This window comes from Lysinibacillus sp. (assembly GCF_032093475.1).
Taxonomy (GTDB): Bacteria; Bacillota; Bacilli; order Bacillales_A; family Planococcaceae; genus Lysinibacillus; species Lysinibacillus irui.
Genome location: NZ_DAMDAY010000069.1, coordinates 1 through 22,944, shown reverse-complemented (window position 1 = coordinate 22,944; position 22,944 = coordinate 1). Strand labels below are relative to the sequence as shown.

General features: G+C 33.7%; 25 protein-coding genes. 19 read left to right on the top strand and 6 right to left on the bottom strand.

Going from position 1 to position 22,944, the window contains the following annotated elements:
- Positions 1-85: 85 nt before the first annotated feature.
- The 3 genes from RT445_RS14670 (at position 86) to RT445_RS14660 (ending at position 2,231) form a co-directional block, all read left to right on the top strand.
- Positions 86-640, top strand: a complete 555-nt coding sequence (locus tag RT445_RS14670; protein WP_312505305.1) for a metal ABC transporter substrate-binding protein — start codon at positions 86-88, stop codon at positions 638-640.
- A 299-nt stretch (positions 641-939) separates the two neighbouring features.
- Positions 940-1,464, top strand: coding sequence for a P-loop nucleotide/nucleoside kinase family protein (locus RT445_RS14665; protein WP_012296026.1), 525 nt, complete (start codon positions 940-942; stop codon positions 1,462-1,464).
- A gap of 248 nt (positions 1,465-1,712) precedes the next feature.
- The gene (locus RT445_RS14660) at positions 1,713-2,231 is read left to right on the top strand and encodes an NUDIX hydrolase (RefSeq protein ID WP_274796109.1); all 519 of its coding nucleotides are present in this window, start codon (positions 1,713-1,715) and stop codon (positions 2,229-2,231) included.
- Between the two features lie 366 nt (positions 2,232-2,597).
- Here RT445_RS14660 and RT445_RS14655 read toward each other — a convergent pair whose 3' ends face one another.
- The gene (locus tag RT445_RS14655) at positions 2,598-3,467 is read right to left on the bottom strand and encodes a LysR family transcriptional regulator (RefSeq protein WP_274796110.1); all 870 of its coding nucleotides are present in this window, start codon (positions 3,465-3,467) and stop codon (positions 2,598-2,600) included.
- Between the two features lie 91 nt (positions 3,468-3,558).
- On the opposite strand from RT445_RS14655, the gene RT445_RS14650 reads away from it, so the two are divergent.
- The 7 genes from RT445_RS14650 to RT445_RS14620 all read left to right on the top strand — a co-directional run bounded on the left by RT445_RS14650 (position 3,559) and on the right by RT445_RS14620 (position 9,027).
- On the top strand, positions 3,559-4,746 hold the full coding sequence (locus RT445_RS14650; RefSeq protein WP_312505309.1) for an MFS transporter: 1,188 nt from the start codon (positions 3,559-3,561) through the stop codon (positions 4,744-4,746).
- Between the two features lie 485 nt (positions 4,747-5,231).
- Positions 5,232-5,744, top strand: coding sequence for an RNA polymerase sigma factor (locus RT445_RS14645; RefSeq protein ID WP_312505311.1), 513 nt, complete (start codon positions 5,232-5,234; stop codon positions 5,742-5,744).
- On the top strand, positions 5,728-6,699 hold the full coding sequence (locus RT445_RS14640) for an anti sigma factor C-terminal domain-containing protein (RefSeq protein ID WP_312505314.1): 972 nt from the start codon (positions 5,728-5,730) through the stop codon (positions 6,697-6,699). Before RT445_RS14645 ends, RT445_RS14640 begins: the two co-directional genes overlap by 17 nt.
- Before the next feature lie 48 nt (positions 6,700-6,747).
- Positions 6,748-7,110 (top strand): topoisomerase, encoded by a 363-nt coding sequence (locus tag RT445_RS14635; protein ID WP_312505316.1) that lies wholly within the window; start codon positions 6,748-6,750, stop codon positions 7,108-7,110.
- Between the two features lie 338 nt (positions 7,111-7,448).
- Positions 7,449-7,943 carry a GNAT family N-acetyltransferase gene (locus RT445_RS14630; RefSeq protein ID WP_312505317.1) on the top strand — a complete coding sequence of 165 codons (495 nt, stop codon included), beginning with the start codon at positions 7,449-7,451 and terminating at the stop codon, positions 7,941-7,943.
- A 359-nt stretch (positions 7,944-8,302) separates the two neighbouring features.
- Positions 8,303-8,533: an ArsR/SmtB family transcription factor gene (locus tag RT445_RS14625; protein WP_312505318.1), complete on the top strand. Its 231-nt coding sequence runs from the start codon at positions 8,303-8,305 to the stop codon at positions 8,531-8,533.
- Positions 8,530-9,027 carry an SRPBCC family protein gene (locus RT445_RS14620; RefSeq protein WP_274796120.1) on the top strand — a complete coding sequence of 166 codons (498 nt, stop codon included), beginning with the start codon at positions 8,530-8,532 and terminating at the stop codon, positions 9,025-9,027. Before RT445_RS14625 ends, RT445_RS14620 begins: the two co-directional genes overlap by 4 nt.
- Positions 9,028-9,372: 345 nt before the next feature.
- On the opposite strand, the gene RT445_RS14615 is transcribed toward RT445_RS14620, so the two are convergent.
- Together RT445_RS14615 and RT445_RS14610 are read right to left on the bottom strand one after the other, a co-directional pair.
- Positions 9,373-9,825, bottom strand: coding sequence for an SgcJ/EcaC family oxidoreductase (locus tag RT445_RS14615; protein WP_274796121.1), 453 nt, complete (start codon positions 9,823-9,825; stop codon positions 9,373-9,375).
- A gap of 1 nt (position 9,826) precedes the next feature.
- A complete protein-coding gene (locus tag RT445_RS14610) occupies positions 9,827-10,414 on the bottom strand; it encodes a PadR family transcriptional regulator (protein ID WP_274796122.1) in 588 nt (195 codons plus the stop codon).
- Positions 10,415-10,855: 441 nt separating this feature from the next.
- Between RT445_RS14610 and RT445_RS14605 the strand changes: the two genes are divergently transcribed.
- Positions 10,856-11,680 carry an AraC family transcriptional regulator gene (locus tag RT445_RS14605; protein WP_312505320.1) on the top strand — a complete coding sequence of 275 codons (825 nt, stop codon included), beginning with the start codon at positions 10,856-10,858 and terminating at the stop codon, positions 11,678-11,680.
- A 142-nt stretch (positions 11,681-11,822) separates the two neighbouring features.
- Positions 11,823-12,785: a proline dehydrogenase family protein gene (locus RT445_RS14600; protein ID WP_312505322.1), complete on the top strand. Its 963-nt coding sequence runs from the start codon at positions 11,823-11,825 to the stop codon at positions 12,783-12,785.
- Positions 12,786-13,104: 319 nt separating this feature from the next.
- Here RT445_RS14600 and RT445_RS14595 read toward each other — a convergent pair whose 3' ends face one another.
- Complete coding sequence (locus RT445_RS14595; RefSeq protein WP_312505324.1) at positions 13,105-14,013, bottom strand: DMT family transporter; 909 nt, start codon at positions 14,011-14,013, stop codon at positions 13,105-13,107.
- 117 nt (positions 14,014-14,130) lie between these two features.
- Between RT445_RS14595 and RT445_RS14590 the strand changes: the two genes are divergently transcribed.
- Complete coding sequence (locus RT445_RS14590; RefSeq protein ID WP_312505326.1) at positions 14,131-15,540, top strand: aminotransferase-like domain-containing protein; 1,410 nt, start codon at positions 14,131-14,133, stop codon at positions 15,538-15,540.
- A 426-nt stretch (positions 15,541-15,966) separates the two neighbouring features.
- Here RT445_RS14590 and RT445_RS14585 read toward each other — a convergent pair whose 3' ends face one another.
- Positions 15,967-17,397, bottom strand: coding sequence for a serine hydrolase domain-containing protein (locus tag RT445_RS14585; RefSeq protein WP_313470772.1), 1,431 nt, complete (start codon positions 17,395-17,397; stop codon positions 15,967-15,969).
- A gap of 381 nt (positions 17,398-17,778) precedes the next feature.
- On the opposite strand from RT445_RS14585, the gene RT445_RS14580 reads away from it, so the two are divergent.
- From RT445_RS14580 to RT445_RS14565, 4 genes are all read left to right on the top strand, one after another.
- Entirely contained in the window at positions 17,779-18,108 is a 330-nt protein-coding gene (locus tag RT445_RS14580) for a hypothetical protein (protein WP_312505330.1), read from the top strand.
- Positions 18,109-18,470: 362 nt separating this feature from the next.
- The gene (locus RT445_RS14575) at positions 18,471-19,418 is read left to right on the top strand and encodes a helix-turn-helix transcriptional regulator (RefSeq protein WP_313470771.1); all 948 of its coding nucleotides are present in this window, start codon (positions 18,471-18,473) and stop codon (positions 19,416-19,418) included.
- A 67-nt stretch (positions 19,419-19,485) separates the two neighbouring features.
- The gene (locus RT445_RS14570; protein ID WP_274796130.1) at positions 19,486-20,025 is read left to right on the top strand and encodes a DinB family protein; all 540 of its coding nucleotides are present in this window, start codon (positions 19,486-19,488) and stop codon (positions 20,023-20,025) included.
- 11 nt (positions 20,026-20,036) lie between these two features.
- The gene (locus RT445_RS14565) at positions 20,037-20,510 is read left to right on the top strand and encodes an EVE domain-containing protein (protein ID WP_274796131.1); all 474 of its coding nucleotides are present in this window, start codon (positions 20,037-20,039) and stop codon (positions 20,508-20,510) included.
- Between the two features lie 349 nt (positions 20,511-20,859).
- Here RT445_RS14565 and RT445_RS14560 read toward each other — a convergent pair whose 3' ends face one another.
- On the bottom strand, positions 20,860-22,182 hold the full coding sequence (locus RT445_RS14560) for a M1 family metallopeptidase (RefSeq protein ID WP_312505334.1): 1,323 nt from the start codon (positions 22,180-22,182) through the stop codon (positions 20,860-20,862).
- Between the two features lie 290 nt (positions 22,183-22,472).
- Here RT445_RS14560 and RT445_RS14555 point away from each other — a divergent pair, with 290 nt between their 5' ends.
- On the top strand, positions 22,473-22,691 hold the full coding sequence (locus RT445_RS14555) for a flavin reductase family protein (protein ID WP_312505336.1): 219 nt from the start codon (positions 22,473-22,475) through the stop codon (positions 22,689-22,691).
- Complete coding sequence (locus RT445_RS14550; protein WP_313470774.1) at positions 22,685-22,810, top strand: tyrosine-type recombinase/integrase; 126 nt, start codon at positions 22,685-22,687, stop codon at positions 22,808-22,810. Before RT445_RS14555 ends, RT445_RS14550 begins: the two co-directional genes overlap by 7 nt.
- Positions 22,811-22,944: the final 134 nt, after the last annotated feature.

The window sequence follows — 22,944 nt, the reverse complement described above, 5'->3', positions numbered from 1 at the left end:
TTATACAGTAAATACTTTTAAAAAACTTTCATTCAATTAAGACACTCATGTAGAATTACAATACTTTCTAAAAGGAGGATATATAATGAAAGCAACGAAACTCGTATCATTAGCAATACCTATTCTATTATTAGTAGGTTGTGCGGTAGAAAATAAAGAGTCTACTCCTAAGACTGAGCAGTTAAGCAAATCAACAATGAAAACAGTAATATCAGAGAAACAGTATCCCTATTATATTTGTGAACAATTAGTAGAGTTTCAATACATGAAGGATTTATTCATAGTAAACTCGATGAAAGCTATGGAAGACAAAGAAAAAGAAAAAGATATTTTAAAAACAGCAAACAAGATGGATAAGATTTTAGACAATATGGAATATGTAAAAGTTCCTGATAAATACAAAGACATTCACAAAGACATACAAGTAGGGGTAACAGATGCAAGAAAAGCAATAAAGCTTATTAAAGACGCTAGTAAAGAGGATAAGCCGAATATGCAAGAAGTTGTACTAAAAAGTACTCCACATTTATCAGGTGTGGATGGAGATAATTGGAAAAACGCACTTTATGAGTTAAGTAAGGAAAACAAAGATGCTTATGGTAAAGCACTTGATAAATTAATGAAAGAACATGCGGAATAATATAGTACCATACAACAATTATAAGGGAGTTATGCGTAAAATTAGTTCTTCAACTAACGGGCTGCTTTAGTTTAACACGAATTATGGTTATAATCTTCCACAATCGGGCGCTTTCCTTGAATAGGAGAGTGTCCTTTTTCATGAAAAGGGCCATTTAGTTGAATAACTGCCTCTAAAGAGAATTGTATATTTATGTTAAAATTTAGGGGTAGTTCTTGAGAACAACTTGGTTATTTAATAAGAGTTTTTCGTTATTGCCATAGATACTTTATTTATAGTAGAAGAAGTGAGGGATTAACATGTTTTTTGTTCAAATGTCTGGCTTTCCTGGGTCTGGAAAGTCTACACTTTCTCGTCAAATTGCTGAGCGTACAGGAGCAGTCATAATAGACCACGATATTGTAAAATCTGCTTTATTACAGTCAACAGAAGAAATTCAAATCGATTCAAAATTAACTGGTAAGATTTCATATAATATTGATTGGTCTTTAATTGAATTTTACTTATCACAAGGACAAAATGTAGTATTTGATAGCCCTTGCCTTTATCAAGAAATGGTAGATCGAGGAATTGCTATGTCTAAAAAATATAATGTGAAGTACAAATATATTGAGTGCTACCTTGATGATTTTCAAGAGATTAATTTTAGATTGAAAAATCGAGAAAGAATGATAAGTCAAATAAGTGAGGTAACTTCCGAAGAGAATTTTAAATATACATTAGTCAATAGTAAAAGACCCGCTGATTATCAGTGCTTGGTTGTAAATACTGGCGAACCTATCGATAGTTATATTAATGACGTTGTAAATTACATAAAGAAATGAGTTGTAAATATTTTTTATTCAATTAAAGGGCGCTTTCCTTGAATAAGGAGAGGGTCTTTCTTCATGAATAGGGCCAAATTGTTCAAAAACAATCTTTTAATGGATGTTACCAAATGAGACCTTGGGAACAATTTAGTCAAACAAATATACAAATTAAAGTTGAAATTTTCTTAAAATTCACTTTTGCCAACTTGTTTTACGGTATAATAAAAGGCTAGCTAAAATAAAAATCCATAAGGAGTTTAACAATGGAAAAGTGGGATTTATATGATAAACATCGCAATAAAATAGCGAAACAAATAACTCGTGGAGATGACATGGCATCAGACGAGTTTCATTTAGTAGTACACGTTTGTATATTTAATTCAAAGGGAGAAATGCTTATTCAGCAGCGTCAGCCTTTTAAGAAAGGATGGTCGAATCTTTGGGATATTACTTGTGGTGGTAGTGCTATTGCAGGCGACACAAGTCAGCAAGCTGCTTCAAGAGAGTTATTAGAAGAGTTAGGGATACATTATAACTTTGAAAAAATGCGTCCACAATTTACTATTAATTTTGAACGTGGATTTGATGATTATTATCTCATTGATTATGATTTTAATTTGAATGAATTGACGTTACAAACAGAAGAGGTACAAGCAGTGAAGTGGGCTTCTAAAGAGGAAATTTTAAAGCTAATCGAACTAAAAAAATTTATACCTTATTATGAAAGTATAATTGCGTTTCTTTTTGAAGGACGACATCAATATGGCTCTATTCGTCTTTAAACGGAACATGCAAAGAATTAAACCTATTCATTCAATTTTACTTCCTCAAATGAAGGTTTATAATTTAGTATCTTCAACAATCGGGCGCTTTTCTGAAATTGATCTGCACCCCAAATGTTAAAGTCTTGTCTAACATTTGGGGTGCAGATCAAAATAAGGAAAGTGTCTTTCTTCATGAAAAGGGCCCTATTATTAAAAACATTTTTTAACGAAAGGCTCCAAAACAACGATTGGGGACGTTCCATTACACTTGTTAGGTGTTTTTAAAAAATCTAAAAGGCTATACAAATCCCTTTTTTCTTCCCTTTTATCATGAGTTACATGAATAAAGGAAGCTCTATTTTGAAACGTAATCGCTGCAAATGTTCACTTAAAAACACTTTTTGCCACATGGAGAAATTCCTTAACTGCAGGAGAAGCATTTGCAATAGAATGACAGGCAAGTGCTACTTCACGGCTGTTTTCAATATTTAGTTTGCTGATTTTTATGTTTTGCTGTGTCTTTAAATATAATTCTGGACCTATCGTAATGCCAAGTCCTTCTTGTACCATATTAGCGATGGTTGTACAGTCGTGTACTTCAAAAAGAATAGATGGTTTAATTTGCGCTTCTGCAAATAATTCCTCAACATGTGATTGGTACATCCCTGTTGGCATAATAAAGGATTCATCCATTAAATCATTCATTTCTACTGTTTCTTTAAAATGGAATTGATGATCAGGGTGATAAGCGACTACCATCTTGTCTTTAATCAAAGGAACTAAATCGAAATTTGGATTTGATTTTCCTTTTACTACAAATCCAATATCAATAATGCCTGAACCCAACCATTCTGTAATTTCCTCATAGGTTCCTTCGTAAAATTTAAATTCTATTTTAGGATGTTTTTTCCGGAATTTCACAAGTAATTTAGGCAATAAGCAAGAAGAAGCACTCGCAAAAGTGCCGATACGAATAATACCTGTTTCCAAGCTTGTCATAAGTGCAATTTCTTGATTAATGACTTCCACTCTTTTCAATATTTCTCTAATATTCGGCAGAATTTTTTGCCCTATTTCTGTAAGTGTTATTCCCTTTTTTCGATCTCGAATTAATAAAGTAACTCCCCATTCAGATTCTAAACTTGCAACTGCATGACTCACGGCTGATTGAGTCATATTTAATATTTCAGCAGTTTCTGTAAAGCTTCCTAGCTCGACTACTTTTGCAATGATTTCGTAGCGCACAATAGTCATGAGTAATTACTCATCTCCTTTATTAAAAACATCAATTTTACTTATATTAACATGGGACTTAAAATAAAAACAGCAGTTCAAATATAAGGAGATGTACAAATTGAAAAATAATATAAATCAACTAATCATCATACTTTTAGCTTTAGGAGCTTTTGTAACAGGAACAGCAGAGTTTGTTGTTTCTGGAATTTTAGAACTGATTTCTTTTGAATTAGATGTTTCAATTTCAATAGCTGGCCAGTTGATTACGATTTATTCTTTATCTTATGCCATTGGAGCTTTGATTTTGGTTATACTAACGTCTAAATTGGACCGTAAAAAAGTGCTTTTATATGCTATCTCTATATTTATTCTTGGAAATCTAGTTGCATTTTTTAGCTATAATTTTGTCTTTCTTATGTTATCCAGAGTCATTATGGCGATGAGTGGAGGGTTATACATTGTTGTTGCCACCAATTATGCTGCGCAAATTGCAGTTCCAGAAAAAAGAGGTAGTGCTATGGCAACAGTCATTACTGGTTTCACTGTTTCATTAGTACTTGGAGTGCCTATCGGCACATTTTTAGCTGGACATTTTGATTGGCACTATATTTTCTTAATCATTGCGTTTGGCACAGTTTTTTTATTGATAGGACTATACAAATTATTACCATATATAGAAGGGAACCAACCGTTGCCATTTAAACAACAGGTGCAAATTATTAAAGATAAACGAGTCGTTACAGGTTTAATGACAACGATCTTTTGGATATTAGGATATACTATGGTGTTTGCCTACATTGCTCCATTATTAAGTCATACTGCTGGCTTTTCTATTGAAATGACAAGTATCGCTTTATTTATTTTAGGCACTTTTGCTTTTATTGGTTCACGCTTTGGAGGATATGCGGTAGACAGATGGGGACCTAATCGAACAATATCATTAAGTTTATGTGTTCATATCATCTCTTTATTTGTACTAACATTTACACAGTATAGGGCAGTGGGTGTATTTGTCACACTAGCTTTTTGGGGAATAGCAACTTGGACAACGACACCAGCAAAGCAGTTTTATCTGATTTCACTAAAACCACAATCCTCTGAAACAGTTCTCAGTTTTAATACCGCCTTAATGAATGTGGGAATGATGCTGGGCTCTGTATTAGGAGGAATCATTATTCAATATACTAATATAGAAAATTTAAGCTGGATTGGTGGATTATTCGTTATACTCGCATTTATTTTTATCAGATGTTCTTTCTACCTAAATAAAAAAATTATGAAGCACCATCGACTTTAATGAATTAAAAAGTAATTTCTAAACTCAACTGCCTTGATATTCAGTTGGGTTTTTATTTTTTTAATACTCTTCGAATTTGGCATTTTATAAAAAATCTTGTTGAGGTTATGGAAGGGGAAATCATCACCCACATTTGAGTTGAGAAGGGAGGGGAAATGCATGTTAGAACGAACGTACCTAATGGCAAGTTCGCTGTGCATTTTAAATTTAGGATTAAGGGGGTTAACCGTCATAAATAATGGTTAAATAAAGGTTTGAACTAATTACAAATAACAGCTAGCTGTCTAAGGTAGATTAAATGTAGTCAATATATTTACTAATTTATATATTTTGTAATGGTTGGCTAGAAGCGAAAACTTTCTTACCAATATCTTTTTTATTTCTGGATTTAAAAGTGGATGTTCAAGGGAAATAATTAATCCAAATTTGTAATTTTTTTGTTAACCTTTTTAGTGTTTAACCGTTTTAAAGGTGGGAGGTTTGAAATGAATGATTCCATGATGGGGAAAAAATTAAATGAGATACTAAGATTTGTTTACTCTTACCTAATAAAAATGGGTGCTTCAAAAGAAGATGCAGAAGATATTATCCAAGATACCGCGTATAAGTTTTTACAATACATAGACTCAATTGAGATTGTTAATATCCAAAGTTGGCTATTTAGAGTAGCGGTAAATCAATATTATGATTTGTCCCGCAAGAAAACTAGACGAAGAGATATATTATTGAAATTCAATGTACAGGAAATATTTGAGGAAGAAACACCTGAAAAAATCCTCATACAAATTGAACTAGAAAGAGATATACATGAAATTTTAAATAAATTAAATCCAAAATACAGGCAGTTACTTCTTCTGAAATATAGCACAGGACTAAAATTAAAAGAGATAGCAGAATTGTATAACATGAAAGAAGGATCTGTTAAGACTGTTCTCTATAGGGCAAGAAAAGAATTTATAGAACAATATAGGAGGTATGAAAATGAACAAGGAAAATGAGTTTTTCGCTAAGGATTTTGAATTTGAGAACTTGGTAAAAAAAGCGAGAAAACGTTCTATTGTAAAAATAGTGCTCATTTCATTTGTTATAAGTCTCGTCGTATTATTTGGGCTTTATTTTATTGGCAATAGAGTAATGACCACAAAGATGGAAAAAGAGACGAGCTTAGATTCGACTTGGAACGGAGTAATGGGTGCCAACATTGAAGAGCGAGGTACTTCATTTAATTATTCTCTAACTTCTGCAACAGCAAAAACGACGTTAGTAAAAGTGGTGGCCGGAATACCAATTCCATGGGGCGAACAGGAAAAAGTTTTTACTATTTTGGGAACATCTCGCCCTATTTCAACAACCGGTCCTTCTGGGTTCGGTTTCTCAGATGATGAGCGAATTCCAATGTACTATGAAGGGGAAAGAGTCGTTGAATTTTTTCATCCACAAGTAAAATATAAGCAACTATTTGATGATCGAAAGTTACTTAAGGTGATTGATGATAACATGGTGGTAGAAATGGCTTTTTCATTTGATGATGGATATTCCATTGAGGAAGTAAATGAGGTATTTAAAGAACAATTAGCATGGTATTGGGTAGATACGTTTAGTAAAGATCAAATAGAAAATGAAAATAAATTAAACAAAGTTGAGAGTTTCCGAGACGCTACTATCGATGGTTTTCATGCATATGGCTTTTCATATAACCGGATGGCAGAAGCCTATTCTGCCTCAAATTTTATATCAACTTTAGAGAAGGTAAAGGAAGATGGTGGTGATTACCAAGAAGATGCGGAGCGAATTATTACTAACATAACTAATCAGGGCGAAATAAAACTAGAACCTCAGAACCTGAAAATTATAGGAGTGATAGTTACAGGGAAACCAAGTGATTTAATAAAATTTAGTGAAGAATCTATGATTCGCAGCGCTACATTAGGAGCAACAATAAACCAATACTAAACTGTAGTGAAATGTGCGATATATTTATGAAAGGTGAATTTAAAAACGATGAAAAAAACTATAATTTCAGGAATCTTATTTTGTTCAATCTTGTTAGTTGGATGTAGTACAACCGAGATATTAGAAAGCGAGCAGGAAGTAGTAGTTTCTCTGGATAAATTATTTGCTGATTTACAAAATGAAATAATATTATCTATTACAGAGCAAACGGAACTTGATAGTGATTCACTCGCAATAATGTTAAGTGGTGGTGCTGATGAATTTGCAGTTTCAGTAGGTTTCCCGAAGGATGCAAATATTGAGGGTACATCGATTCAACAAATAGTTGAAGATTCTATTGAAAATGTTTCTGAAACAGAAACAACTAGCGAAGAAAAAATAAAAATGATAATAAAGATCGAGAAGTACTAACAGTGAAGTTCTTAAAAAATAGATACAGCACTGAAAATTAAAGGAGTTTTTAAAGATCCTTAAATTAAAGGGGCTTTAGTTCAACAAGGAATTAGAATATCGATCTTCAACAATCGGGCGCGATTCTGTAATAAGAATCGGCGCTCATTTTCATTAAAGGGCCAATTAATTGAATTACACTTCTAAATTTAAAATGGTATTTTGTATTAATTTTTATGTGAGTTTTTGAAAAAATGTAGTTAAGATAATGGGGCAGTTTAGCTTTAGAAGAATAGAGGTTTTGATAATCTTAATGTCGAAAAGAATGTATAACCGCATAAAACAGAAGGAGAGGTACTTTGAAAAAAATTAGGGAAGCAACAAAAGAGGATATGATAGAAATTTATAGGATGGGCTATGATGTTTGGGGAGATAATCTGCCATATGAAAAATATATAACTATGTGCCAGGCTTCCAATAAGTATAAAAAGGGAAAGTGGTACGTTCTTGAAGCAACAGATACAAAGCAACTATTAAGCTCTCTCATCGTATATGAACTAAATCTTTCAGAAGACCAAATTGTAAAAGGGCTTGGTTCAATCGCTACTCCTTTAAATTTAAGAAAAAAAGGATATGCTTCTTTATTGGTCAAAGAAACGATAAATAAACTAGAGCAGGAAGAAAACTGTAACAACTTTTTCCTTTATAGTGATATTGGGATAGAATTTTACAAAGGATTAGGTTTTATTGTACTACCTAATGATAGTCAAAAATATAACGACAGTGTTTGTATGTATTACTCAAAAGAAAATAAGATCGACTCCATATCACTTGATATTCCAGATTACTTTTAACGGACATCCAAAGTAACGGGGGCTTTAGTTAAATAACAATCTTCAACAATCGGACGCTTTTCTGAAATTAAGGAAAGCGTCCTTATTTATGGAAGTGTCCAGATTGTGGAAGATTCCATATTGATATGTTTTTTTGTAAGAGGACAGAATGTAGAAAAAGAAAGATTAGAATGTTTAATATTTAACTACATGGTTGAATGTAAATTAAAAGGTTGTTATATTTAACCACATGGTTAACCATAATAAAGATAACTTAAATGTAACTTTTCATGCTTTAGCTGATTCAACAAGAAGTGAAATAGTTCGTATGTTGGCGCAAAAAAGAAAGGACTATTTCTGAATTAGCAGAGCCCTTTGATATGTCTTTGACTAGTATTTCAAAACATATAAAAGTTCTGGAGCGGGCAAAACTTGTTGAAAGGAGTGTAAATGGAAGAATTCATTTATGTCGGTTAAACAAGGAATCATTATCCCAAGCAACGGAATGTTTTATGAAAAGTCCTGGAACAATCGTTTCAATCTTTTGGAAAGTGAATTATTCAAAGCAAAAAATAAAGTACATTAATTTACATAAAGGAGTGAATGTATGAGTGACGTTTCCACAACCACTTTAATAATGATAAGAATTTTTGATGTATCGACTGAAAGAGTTTTTAATGCATGGTTGAACCCAGAAATGATGAGAAAATGGTTTTTTACATTGGAAGGGACGAATAAGATAACACAAAATAATCCGCAAGTTGGTGGTACTTGGGAAATTGTTGACCATCGGGAAGGGAAGGATTACCGTGCGATTGGGGAGTACCTTGAAATTGATCCTCCGAAAAAAATCGTGTTCACTTTTAAAATGCCACAATTCAGCGAATTAGAAGATACGATTATAGTTGAGCTAAAAGAACTTAAACAAGGCTGTGAGATGACATTCAAACAAGTTATTCATGTTCCTCATGAAAAGAATTGGTCAGAATCTGATATAGAAAAAGCCCTTGTCGAATGGCATGACAGTACCGAACATGGCTGGAATTTAATGTTTATGGGGCTTAAAGAATTATTGGAGACAGGAAAAATTAGCTATAAAGGCTAGAAACACAATAAAATTTATATGAAAAAAAGCGTTTACCCTAAAACTTGAAAAACATTCCTTCAATTATCGGGCGCTTTTCCGAAATTAATCTGCACCACAAATGATAGACACAAATCTAAATTTTGGGTGCAGATTATAGTAAGGAATGCGTCTTCTATAGTTAAAGTATTAAGTAACAATATAGTCCTTTAAAAATAATAAAGTTGTTTAAATATCCTTTTTTAATTAAAAGGGAAGGTTGATTAAAAAAGGATATTTACTTTTATTTCTTGAATTCCTAATTTAATCGTAAATTAGAGAAGGGAGCGAGATTATTGTGATGATAAAATAAGGTAACCATGAAAATCATTGTACCTTTTTACCTTTTTTCATAAACCATTTGATTAAAAAGTTTGGTTCTTTGATCCGACAATTGTGAAAGGAAGTAATCTTCCATTCCCCATTTTGTTTAACTAATACATTCGTATTAATGGAAGCTCTTTTCTCCGAATAATTTTTTTGGCTTGGCATTTTCGTATTTCCTATACAGTGAACTATAGCTAGGTCAGCATTGAGGAAACGAATGCTCGTAATCCGTCCTTGCATTTGCGAACCTTTTAAAACACCATTAAATAAATCTTGATGTGAATTCTCCACTTCTTCCCTGCCTTTTAAATGCTGACCGAAAAAAGTGATATAGTCTACATCTTCTGTAAAGCAATTCGCAAAAGCTCTTCCATCCCCATGACTCCATGCAGAAAACAATTCATTAAACAAAATGTTTATATCTTCTTTATCTTTTTTCCATTCTTGTGTCATTTTAATAATCCTTTCTTTTTTCGTTTTTTATGCTCATCATAATTTGTTCCTTAAGATGAGTTGCCCATTGCTTTTCCAGACTCCACTGCTCTGTATTTAGACGCATCAAACTCTTGATGGCCGAATAAAATGAGGTACCTTGTATGGACTTCACTTGCTCTGGATTTTCGTCAAATTCTAATTGCTGCGACTTGATATGCTCAATTGCTGTTTGGCAATATTTTATATAGTGATTAACCAAATAGATCTGATCTTCTTCGCTTAAGAACTCTAGATAAATCGCCTTTATGTGGAAAATTTTTTGGTAATTCCCAACGTTTTTTTTGGTATCCATCATCAACTCAAAAAAACGATCTTTCCCCTTATTAGTTATTTCGAAAGTACGAGATGGTCGTTCGGTCGGAAAAGGGACGGTGGCTGGATCAGCCTCTTGAATTAGACCAGCTTTTTCTAATTTATTTAACAATGTTGAAAGCGTTCCTCTGCTCACTTGTTCCCATGGGCCAATGGTGTCATTAGATATTTTTGAGATAAGATAAGCATGTAATGGAAATTTCATTAATAACGAAAGAACAAGAAGTTCATACATCCATGATCAACCTCCTTTTATTAGTTTTATTAAAATGGTTTTTTTAAAACTATATGTTGTTTTTTATTTTTTGTCAATAAAAATCAAAAAAATTCACCTGAAAGACGAATGAGAGGATAATTTCTCTTAAACTTTCTAAGAAGCTCTTCTGCAATATCTCTTGTAAGTAGCTAGGTGGCCCTTCAAAGTATTGAACAGTCTTCCATTATCGATGGAAAGGGCAATTTTATGGATTAAGGTAACTTTTTTGTCTTGAAAGAAATAATTTTTTTAGTTCTTCCAATGAAGAAAGGTGGTGTAAAGGAAAACCTTAAATATGAATAAAAAGAATAGTGTGGCAGTTTTTTTAATCTGCCTTGCCATTTTTTAGTCAATATCTTACAAGAGTACCTTAACCATATGTGTTACATTAACTATCAGAAATCAAAAGGGGGTGTTCATATGGGACAAGAAGAAAGAACTGTACGTTTTGATTATGATTTACAAATAGAAGCTTATCGTTTTGAAGGTATCATGCAAAAGTTTCCGAACCACTTCCATGAATATTATGTGATTGGGTTTATAGAGAGTGGACAAAGACGATTGTCTTGTAAGAACGAAGAATATGTAATAGGTACCGGTGATATTATATTTTTTAACCCACTGGATAATCATGCCTGTGAATCAATTGACAACGAAAAATTAGACTATCGCTGCTTGAATATCAAGCCTGAAATCATGCGAAAAGTTACAAAAGAGATTACAGGGCAAGATTATCTTCCTTCCTTTGCTTCTCCTGTTGCCTGTCGTAGTGAAAAAGCACAATTGTTGCATAATCTTCACCAGATGATTATGGATGAAATAACAGATTTTGAGAAAGAAGAAACTTTCTATTTTCTTATTCAACAACTTATTGAGGAATATAGCGAAGCCATCGAAGATACAGAACCAAGAGCTATTAAACAAGAAATTGAAAATGTTTGTCACTACCTAGAAGTACATTATGCAGAACATATTGCTTTAGATGATTTAGCAAAGATAGCTAATATGAACAAATATTCTTTGTTACGCTCATTTACCCAAATTCGGGGGATTACCCCGTATCGTTACTTACAAACGGTGCGTATTAATGAAGCAAAGAAACGATTGGAACATGGTGTAAAACCACTTGATGCAGCAATAGAGACGGGTTTTGTAGATCAAAGTCATTTTAGTAATTTCTTTATGGGGTTTATTGGATTAACACCCGGACAATATAGGGATATTTTTATTCAGGATGAAAAATGATCTACTTTAATAAATTCCCCACAGTAATTACCGTTTTCATTTGAGATTCAACTTTAATGTAGGAATTTGATTTTCGCGTATAAAAAGTCATCGTCGTAAAACGTAAACCCAAATAAGATAAAAATTAGGATGTGATTATTTTATGCTTAATGAAGAAAGACGTTTTTCCAAAGCTCTCAAATCGATTGCTAGAGATCAAGAACTAAAAGCCTATTTTCAAAATTCAAAAGAACTTTTTCCGATTTTTATTAAAGGTGCTAACCGATTTGTGGCTGGAGAAACACGTACGGAAGGGATAGAGCGTGTTATAAATCTATATAACAAAGGGTATCGGGTTTCATTAGAATTTATTGGCGAAAATACAACATCCCTAGAAGAATGTATGCTTGCCAAAAATGAATTCAAAGAATTAATAAAAGATCTTGGGTATAATCAAATGAAGGCTACCGTATCATTTGATCTTTCTCATATCGGAATGATGATTTCTGATGAAGTAGCATTTACCAATTTAGAAGAATTAGCAAAAGAAGCACAACAGCATAATATTCAACTAATGATAAGTATGGAAGAATCACAAAAAACGGATAAAATTTTATCATTATATAAAAGAATATCAAAATCATTCTCAAATGTTGGGATAACATTACAAGTTCATTTGAAGCGTTCTTCTATTGACCTAAATGGACTATTGAAAACCTCAGGTAGAATACGTTTAGTAAAGGGGGCTTATCAAGAGTCTGAAGGTATATATATTCCAAGAACCGAAGAGTTAAATAAACGGTATATAGAATTTGTATCTATGTGTATAGATAGTAATCATCCATTATCTGTTGCTACACATGATGAAAATATATTGATGGACCTAAAAGAAAAAGGATTTCTTTATAATTCGAATGTTGAAGTAGAGATGTTAGATGGGGTTCGACCTGACCTATTAAGATCTTTAAAGGAGGATAATATTCAGACTAAAGTTTATGTAACATATGGTAGTGAATGGTATTTATATGTAGTTCATCGTATTGCTGAATATCCTCCGAATATTTATACTTTTATTTCAGATATGATTGAACAAAGTACCAATAGAGATAAAATAAATACATACTAAATAATGAAATTTCTATTGTTTCGTTAAAATTTTGTATCTTCAACAAACGGGCGCTTTTCTCGAAAAAGGAAAGCGTCTTTCTTGTAAAGGGCCAGATTATTGATTAACATTTTCATTGGATATTATTGTTGAAATATAGAGCAAAATAAAGATTCACTCCATTTTGATCAATCTTTTTTCAAAATGGAGTCTTTTTATTTACTGATAAAGTTTTTTTATCAATCGAAGAATTAAAAATGACAACATGTATAAAGTGCTACTGCTCTCATACTTGTTGTCATCAATCTAAAGTGAACCAAAACAATTTAATTATTGATCACTAGTTTAAACTTTGAGAATTATTTTCTTTAATCATTTCTTCTTTTTTTATGTTTGCAATAAATACACCTAATAAAGTAATTAAGCCCCCAGTTATTGCAGAAAATTGTGGAACTTCACCAAGCCAGATCCATGCGATAAGAAATGCAAAAACAGAAGTTAAATAAAGTGTACTTGTTGCTTCAGCTGCTCCAGTTCGTGAGGTAACATAAGCTAGAGTAAAATAAGGAATGATTGTTGGAAAGATTCCAAGATACAAAATGACTAATGTTGTATTTAACGGGGCATCCATAATTGCTTCACTTAGACCAGGTGAGAAAAGTAGCATAAAAAATGTACCTGACCAAATTGCGTACATCGTAAAGGGAAAAGCCCCATACTTTTTTAGATATCGATGTTGAAAAACAAAATAAATACTTTCTGAAAGGGATGCTATTAAAACGATCATAACCCCAGAATTAAGTGAAAAACTTTCATTTGAATCTCCAACAGAAATAAATGCTACACCACAAAGACCAATAAGTGAACCAAGCCATCCCCATAATCCAAGCTTCTCACGATAAAAGAATACAGCTAACAGAGCAGTGAATATCGGAGTTGTTGAAACAAGTAAACTCGCAATCCCAGCACTAATCGTTTGCTCTCCATAATTTAGGGCTACTTGATACACGGTGAAACCTGAAAAGCCAAGTAATAAAATAATAGGGATATCTTTTAACTCAGGCAAAGGGGTTTTTGTAATAATTGCTATGATGATTAAGACAAATGAGCCTACTAATAACCGCAATAATGAAATATGTTCAGGCGAATAGGCTGACAATGCAACTCGTATTCCTGGAAAAGCTGATGCCCATAAAATGATTGTTATGAAATGAGCAGAAATAATCTTAAAATCAAGTGTTTTAAACATGAATACACCTCTTATCCAACCAATTAAATTTATAATTTCAATATTAATAGGTTTTTGCTAAAACTTCTCCAACCGGTTAAAATGAAAAAAACCAACCAGTCAGAAGAGGAATTACTAATGAAAAAACCAAAATATCAATTGATTATTGATTTTATAAAAGAAAAAATTGCTAAAGGGGAGTGGGCGATTGGAAGTCCCATACCAAGTCAACGTAATTTGGCAAAACAGTTTGAGGTTAATCGTAGTACAGTCATAACGGCGTTAGAGGAGCTGATGGCAGAAGGGCTACTAGAAGGTAAAGCTGGGAAGGAAACAGTCGTCACCAATAATACTTGGACTTTGATGGGGGCAAAATACTCGACTAACTGGAATGAAAACGTCACTTTAGGCATTCATAAACCCAGTGTATCTATGGTGCAGGAAATTAATCAGGCTGAATCGGATACGAATCTCATTCAATTGAGTAAGGGGGAGCTATCACCAGAAATGTTCCCTTTAGAAGAGATGAAATTCATCGTTCAAAAAATATCAAATCAATTGACCTCGTTTGGCTATGAAGAGCCGAAAGGTAATTTAAAATTACGCCAAGCCATTAGTGACTATTTAAAGGTAAGGGGTATCGAAGCATCACCTTCGTCCATTCTCGTAGTTTCAGGTGCGCTCCAAGCTTTACATTTAATTTCAATTGGATTACTAAAAAGAGGTTCTACGGTATTGCTAGAGATGCCGTCCTATCTTTACTCGTTGACTGTTTTTGAGTCTGCGGGGATGGAGTTGCAAGGGTTAGCGATGGACAAGGAGGGGCTAATCATCGATTCAATTTATTTGACAAAGGAAAAAGGAAAAAATATTTTATATACGATTCCAACCTTTCATAATCCTACAGGCGCATTAATGCAAGAAAAGAGACGAGAGAAATTAATTGCCTATTGTGAAAGAGAGCAGCTGCCAGTTATAGAAGATGATGTGTACCACGATTTATGGATTGATAACCCACCACCTAAACCACTAAAAGCAATGGACCTTTATGGAAATGTATTATATGTTGGGAGTTTATCAAAAACCCTTAGTCCAGGATTACGAATTGGCTGGATAGTTGGCTCGGAGTCAGTTATTAATCGATTAGCGGATTTAAAAATGCAATCCGATTATGGATCAAGTACTCTTTCCCAGCTCGTTGCCGCAGAGTGGTTATCTAGTAATTTCTATGATAGTCATCTTGATAAAGTAAGAGAACAACTTAGGGTTCGTAGAAAAGTTGCTTTAGATGCACTGGATAAATATTTGAGTCCTTATGCTACGTGGGACATCCCAAAAGGTGGTTTGTTCATATGGGTAAAAATAAAACCTGAATTCAAAGTAAAAAGGCTATTTGAAAAAGCATTTTCCAATAATATTCTTCTAAATCCTGGTAGTATTTATGCAGAAAAGACTGGACAGTTTATAAGAATCTCTTATGGGTATGCTTCACTCGATGAAATAAAGGTAGGCATATTCAAATTAAGCGAAATAATAAAAATTAAATAGATATAATGCTATAATTCTTTAGTGAATTAAAGCGGTTTCTGAATTTGAAATAAAAACAAATTATATAATATTAGACAAATAAAATATTAGGTTAAAAAAAAGCGTAATGCATTTTATCAATTCACATCTAGGTGTTTTTTCTTGATATCAAACTTAGTTAGTTTCATTATAGAAATTTGGAGAGTTGAATGTTTTTGTAACAATAAAGTTGTTAAGTTTACAATAAAGTCATAAAAGAATAGTAAAACTATTTATTTAACTATCGGGCGCATTTCTTTAATAAGGAATGTGTCTTTGAGTTTGACTGGGAAAAATGCCGATGATTTTAAAATAGACACCGAAGTGTCTTATGTTTTTCAAATTAAGCATACCGATAAATTGAAATTTAGTTACTTAATATTATGTTTATCTTGGGAGCGAGGTATTTTATCGGTGAGTGTATACAAACCATGTAATGCTTGCTGTTAATAATGCTGACGAAATCATAGCTGTAAGAACACTGTATGTTTGCCAAATAAGTATCGTGGACCAATCGATAGCACAGCACAGTATACCAAGGGAAATCGTAGCGATCAGGAAAATAACTGTTACAATTATTCTCTTTTTTGTCATTGGCCGGCGCTCATTTGTTTTCCTTCTGCGTAATCCTAAGAGAAATAGCAGAACGGCCAATAAGCAAAGAATAATAGTGATAGACGACAAAACGATATCCAAAAGCTGTGTGCCGCTTATTTCATATGACTGAGTTAGATTGCCGTCTAATATATCTTTCACTTTTAGGACCAAGTTTATATTGGTATTTGCGCCGTTGCTCAGCAAACAGACGCCTATTCGTTCATTTAGCAGTATGGCTACTTCGGTTCTGAAATTTGGATTGCCGCCAGTGTGTTCTATAATCGTTTGGTCAGCGTTTACCGACCAGCCTGCCGCATAATACATATCGTTGACAGCCGAAACAGACATATCACCCTTATGTGATTTTTCGATAACCGTGTAAAATATTTCGGGTATGTCCTGCACAATACCCATCTGTATGCCCATCCAACGCGCCATATCTTTTGTATTAGAAATGATGTAGCCTGCGGGCTTATTCCCAGCATAATCCGGAGCTTTAAATGGAGTTGTCATAAAAAAGGAAGAACGATAGCCCTGTGCCAACTGTCCAGTAGCTTCAGCATCTTCTTTATAAACATACGTATGGTGTAGACCTAAAGGCTGAAATACCTGTTCCCTCATAAAGTCTTCATAACTTTGTCGCGATACAATCTCAATAACCAAACCCAACACGTCATAATTAACGGTTCCATAGTTATACTGTTCACCGGGAGGGAATGCCAATTCAGTATCTACGAGCATTTCCACAGTCTTTTGCAACATATCCGGTGTATTGCCTTGTGGGATATTTTGAACCTTATGCCTAATATTTGTTAGACCACTGGTATGGTGAAGAAAGTTATTTAATGTAAGGCTTTGCGTATCAACAGGTTTTCCTTGATACTTTAACGTAAACCAAGGTAAATATTTTTGGACAGGGTCAGTCATTGAGAGCAGCCCTTGCTCTTCTAACAGCATAATACCCATACCGGTAAAAGCTTTACTGACCGAGGCTAACTCATAGAGTGTATTTTCACTTGCAGACAACCCCTTTACACGGTCAGCATACCCTGAAGAAAAGTAGAACACTTCATCATCAGCAAGTATTGAGATTGACATTCCCGGCACACCAGATATACGAGTGGCATCTTCTAGCAACGCTTGTATTGCCGCAGATTTCGAATCTGACAACGCATAACTTTGTGTTGAGAATCCTGAGAATAATATAAATATCGATAATACAAAAACAATAATCTTTTTCATAAACTCTCCTTTTTGAAAAATTCTAAGGGAATAATATAAATAATCTATTTTTACAACTACTAAACTAAATTCAATTTATCTTTCTATTCACCTATATAATATCAAGTAATTGTGAAGGGTTATACTTAACGAACAGATTTGTTAGTACAATAAGAAAAACGATCTTCAACAATCGGGCACGTTTCTTGTGTAGAATTGTGGCTTTTATATTATTTGAGCTATTTAGTTGAGAAGAAAATAAATATTATCAACAAAGTGAACTCAATAGAACAAAGAATAATTTATAAAGGACTGATCTTAATAAGTATAATTTCACTAATCAAACCATTAAGAAAGTATGAGGATTATGTTTATAGAGCAAATGCCTATGAGCTTTTATTCATGAGAAAAAAGGCAATCCGTATATTAAATTTGTCTACCAAACAACCAAATTTCAGCAAAGAAGAGAAATCAAGTGGTTTTATTTATTTAGGGATATTATATTCAAAAACAAAAGAATTTAATTTAGCTTCGGATTGCTTCCATCAAGGGCTTGAACTAATGGTGTATGTGAATTTTAATTACCATGACAACTTTAAGAAAGCCATTGAAACATTTATAAAAAGTGAGGATTTTGAAAGGGCAAATTTTTGGTTAAACAATCTAATTCAACGACAAAGTTATGATTATAAATTCAAGAAACTTGGTGAATTAGAAAAGAAAGTAAAGTGATCTTTATTCAACAATCGGGCGCGATTATTAGGAAAGCGTCCTTTAAAGGGACATTAATGGAATACATCTTTATAGAAAAGAGTGTTGGATAATCATGTTAAAATTTAAGTTGTACAGTATTAAGGGTGAATACGTGTTGTTAACGGGAAGATCTAGTTGAACGGTGTTTAAAAACTCTTAATGGAAGCAACTCTTATTAATTGTTCTAAAAAGAGGTTGTGCTATGATTCTAAGCAAACTTTGGCATCATTATGAGGCATACAAACGTATCCAAGGGTATAGGCCAAATACATTGTGAAGCGGATTCTCTTCAACTATTGGGCAAGTACCGTGAAAGAATGCAGAAATGGTGGAGGAAAAAAATGAACAAAACTGAGAGGCAGCTTGCAATCACGCTTGAATTACAGCGAAGCAAAACACTGAGAGCAGAAGATTTAGCTTCTCAATTTGAGACAAGTGTGCGTACGATATATAGGGATATTCAAGCATTAAGTGAGGCTGGGGTTCCAATTTTAGGCGCCCCTGGACTGGGTTACTCCTTAATGGAAGGATATTTTCTACCCCCGGTTAGGTTCACAGCAGAAGAGGCCGTCTCCCTGCTCATGGGAGCTGATTTTATCGAGCAAAGGTTGGATACAGATTATGGTATTTATGCAAAGTCCGCTAAACGCAAAATCGAGGCTACTTTGTCGGAGTCAGTTCATAACGAGTCAAGGCTTGTTCGGGAAACAATGCGACTCCTTCATATAGGTGAGCAATCAACTGAAGCGCGGGTAAAAACGTATCTTAATCAAGTTCGCGATGCCATTTTGAAACAGTGCAAAATCAGTTTTATGTATATTAAAAAAATGCCAGGAACAGATGGGAATCGGAAAAATAAACGTGTGGTCTCTCCATATGGATTAACACTTGTCCATGAAAATTGGGTTTTACTAGCATACTGTGATATGAGGCAGGAAATGCGTCATTTTCGCTTGTCCCGGATGACCGAACTTTCTATGTTGGAAGAACAATTTCTTCTACCAAATGATTTTGACCTAAGTAGCTATCGGCCACCTGACAATCGAGACGAAAGTATAATAATTAGGGCAAACCCCGAAATTGCCGACAAAATCATAGAGGCAGTTAATTTTTATATTGAATCCATTGAGGAGCGGAAGGAGGATGTAATCTTTCAATTTCGTGTTCGGTATCCAGAGGAAATATTACATCATTTACTTGGCTGGGGCGGAGATATCGAGGTGATTGAACCGAAATCTTTACGCTTCAAGATTCGGGAAGTAGCGAAAAAAATTTTAGAACACTACTGACATACACCTGTCAGTAGTGTTCTTTTATACTGTGATTATACCAAGATGAAGAGGAGCTGCTTGAAGGATGAAAAGTACAAAGGAAGTATTGAAGTCATTTGAACTTACAGTAGAAAGATATTTGGCAGAACTAACAAAACTTAATATGGATAAATTACATAGAAAGCTGAACGAAGAAGATTGGTCCATTGGACAGATGTATGTACATTTAATTCAATCTGCTTTCATGCATCTACATAATGTCGAGCAATGTTTAGTTGGCAGTGAATCGACATTGAACCCAGCGAAGGAAAAAACTGAGCAAGGTAAGATTGTATTTAAACTAGAACAATTTCCTGCTGTTCGTATTAAGGTCCCTGCTTCGCCGAATTATACTCCGCAACCACCAGAGAGCATGGAGCATTTGGTAGAAGGACTTCACAGTGTAGTGGAAAGGATGAGGAATACAGAGTCAGTTCTACATCAATCGCCTGAAAGTAACAAGATACTTCATCCGGCGTTCGGTGCATTAAACGCGCAGGAATGGTTTTTGTTGATTGAAATGCATTACAGACATCATTTTTTACAACTGGATCGGTTGAAAACGAGTTTAGCATTTGAAGAGTAGGGGGATTCGTCATGTCGACTATAACTAGTCAGAAAAGCAGATATTGGATTGGCGTTGTATCCGCTTCTCATGTGAATTTAGCCAAAGAAGGTGGGTTTGCACAGTTGTGTCACGGTAAGGCATCACCTTTGCGTAAAATGTCTCCAGGTGATTGGCTGATATACTATTCTCCTCGCACAGACATGTCCAAAGGAAAGCCAGTTCAAGCATTTACTGCTATTGGTCAGGTTACGGACAACGGAACTTACAAACATCAAGTGTCGGAGTCGTTTGTGCCATTTCGCAGAGATATTCGATATATTCCTTGTCGAGAAGTTAAGATTGCATTGTTGTTAAACCAGCTCACTTTTACGAGTGGAAATCGCAATTGGGGGTTTACATTCCGTCGAGGTCATTTTGAAATTGGAGCGGAAGATTTTATGACAATCGTTACCTCGATGTTAGATGGTGAGGAACAGGCTTTATCCGAGATCTTAAAACACTGATTACAATTTGTGAACAGTTTCACTTAAACTATAGAGTGATTTAGTTAGATAACAAGCTTGAACAATCGGGCGCATTCTTTCCTAAGAATGTGCCCATTTGTATTGTAGGGCCATTTTCTTGAATAACATATTTAAAGAAAAGCGTTATAGGCAAAGAAATTGTGAAGATTTTCACTTAAACCAACTGAGCAGGATGTTAAAGGGTACGCTACTTCTAAAAAGAGTAATCTAAATGAGAGAAATAAAAATGACAAAAAAAGGTATAAAGAATGCTCTTCTAGATACCTTTTATCTAAAGTTCAAGGTAGCCTTAAAGGGTGCTTTTTTGCTTCTCTTTAAATATTAGTTTTTATTTTTCTTGTTCTAACCAACCCTCAAATAGGGTATCATCTTTTAAATCAAAATAGTATTTTACGAATCTCACAAATTCTCTAGTATCAACTTCTTTATATCTATAAAAATGGTAATAGCTTCTTAAAAATTTTTCAGCTTCTTTAACCTCCCCATTATCTTTAAATAATTCCCATAACTTTCTAGCAGATTTTCCATAGACATAGGAACTCATGTTGGATTCATATTGATCGAGAGGTAAATTTACTGGTAATTCTAAATTAGGATCTGGTCTGTACATTGAATTATAATCTTCAGCTTCTTTCAATTTCGCAAGTTTGAATAAACTCGCTGCAAATACTGCGAAACCTTCATCTAACCATGCATCACTATAAGGATCGTTGCTAACGATCCCATAAAACCATTGATGAGCAATTTCATGTATCACCATATTTTTTAGCTCTTGAGAATTACTAGGACCAGTATTATAAATCGAACCAACTGTAACTATTCCTGGATACTCCATCCCCATTCCATCTACTATAATATCAAATTGTTTGAAAGGATAAGGCCCCATAATTTCTTCAAAATAGTTTATTGCAGCTATAGCCTCATCTGCTATTTCTCGATATAGTTTTTCTTTATTTTCATTAAATCCAAATACTCTAACGGAAGGGCCCCCATCATTTTCCACAAGTATAGGATCTTTTAAAATAGCGACAAATATTTCCTTTATATTTTTTACTTCAATGGAACCAACGTTTGAACTCGGAAAGACTTCTTTATCAGATGAAGATACAAAGGTGAAACCTTTCGGAATATCGTATGTTAATTTAAAATTACTAAATCCAGTATGGTAAGTCTCTCCTCTATCTTGGTAAGACTCCTTGTTCCACCGAGAGTTCCTATATGTTGCAAGCATTGGGTAAAATTGAGCTAAATGAAAATTACCATTATTACTCTTTGTAAATCTTAAGCCTTGTTCAGGAAAGGTGAGTTCATAGGAAAAATAAACTTTAACTTCTTGATAAGGTTTCAACTTATGGGGAAGTTGAATATTTAAAGTATCTCTTTCTAATGTGTAAACGACTTTTTTTCCATCAATAGATATGTTATGAAAATTAACCGTAGAGGGATTTTCCAGCTCGGGTGAAACACTTTTTGTAAATATATTTGGTATAAAATAGAAAGTTAATTGTTCCCAATCATCGGTAGATAAATTTTTGATTAAAGCAGTTGTTTCTAATTGCAAATTTTCGTTCTTATCCATTGTTAGTTTAATGTCATAATCACTAGAATTTCCGGGATTTACTCCTTCAGAAATAAATTCTTCTCTATCCACTTTTTTAGTAACCGTCGATTCCAAAATACTACCATGTTTATTTAACCTCCAAGCTGCGAAAAATACACATATTAAGACTAAAAATATGATAATTATTTTCTTCTTAATAACTTCCCCCTCCATTCAACGTAACAATAAAAATAAAACCCCACTATATGAATTTACTAAAAAGTTTTTAAATTTATACATATTTCTTGGGCTTAATAGTTACTACGTTTCTCTACTGAAAATGTAGAGCCTACAATTACAGGAGAAATTGTTAAAATCGAAAATGTGCTTAATTAACGAAAATGCATGAAACATCCATAGAATTTGCACCAGATATAGATGAGTTTCAAGAGTCCGGCTTAACACCTGTTGCCAGCTCGAAAGTGTTGCCATATCGAGTGAAAGAAAGTCCCATACAAATGGAATGTGTGTTGGAGAATATGCTAACATTTGGGGAAGGACCGGGATTATCGAACCTCGTTATTGGTCGTGTAGTTAAAATACACATCGAAGAATATTAAATCGTGCTAGTATAAAAAAGAGTATACTTCCGCATCAATTACGACACAGCTGTGCAACGCATATGATTAATAACGGTGCGCCAAATGATGTCATTCAAAGTTTACTGGGTCATGAATAAGCGGAAAGCTAAGACAGGACTTTTATTTACAGTAGATTCTTTTAAAAAACTTTCATTCAATTAAGACACTCATGTAGACTGAACTGCCCCGTAAAAGTTAGACACCAATCTAACTTTTACGGGGGTTTTTTTAT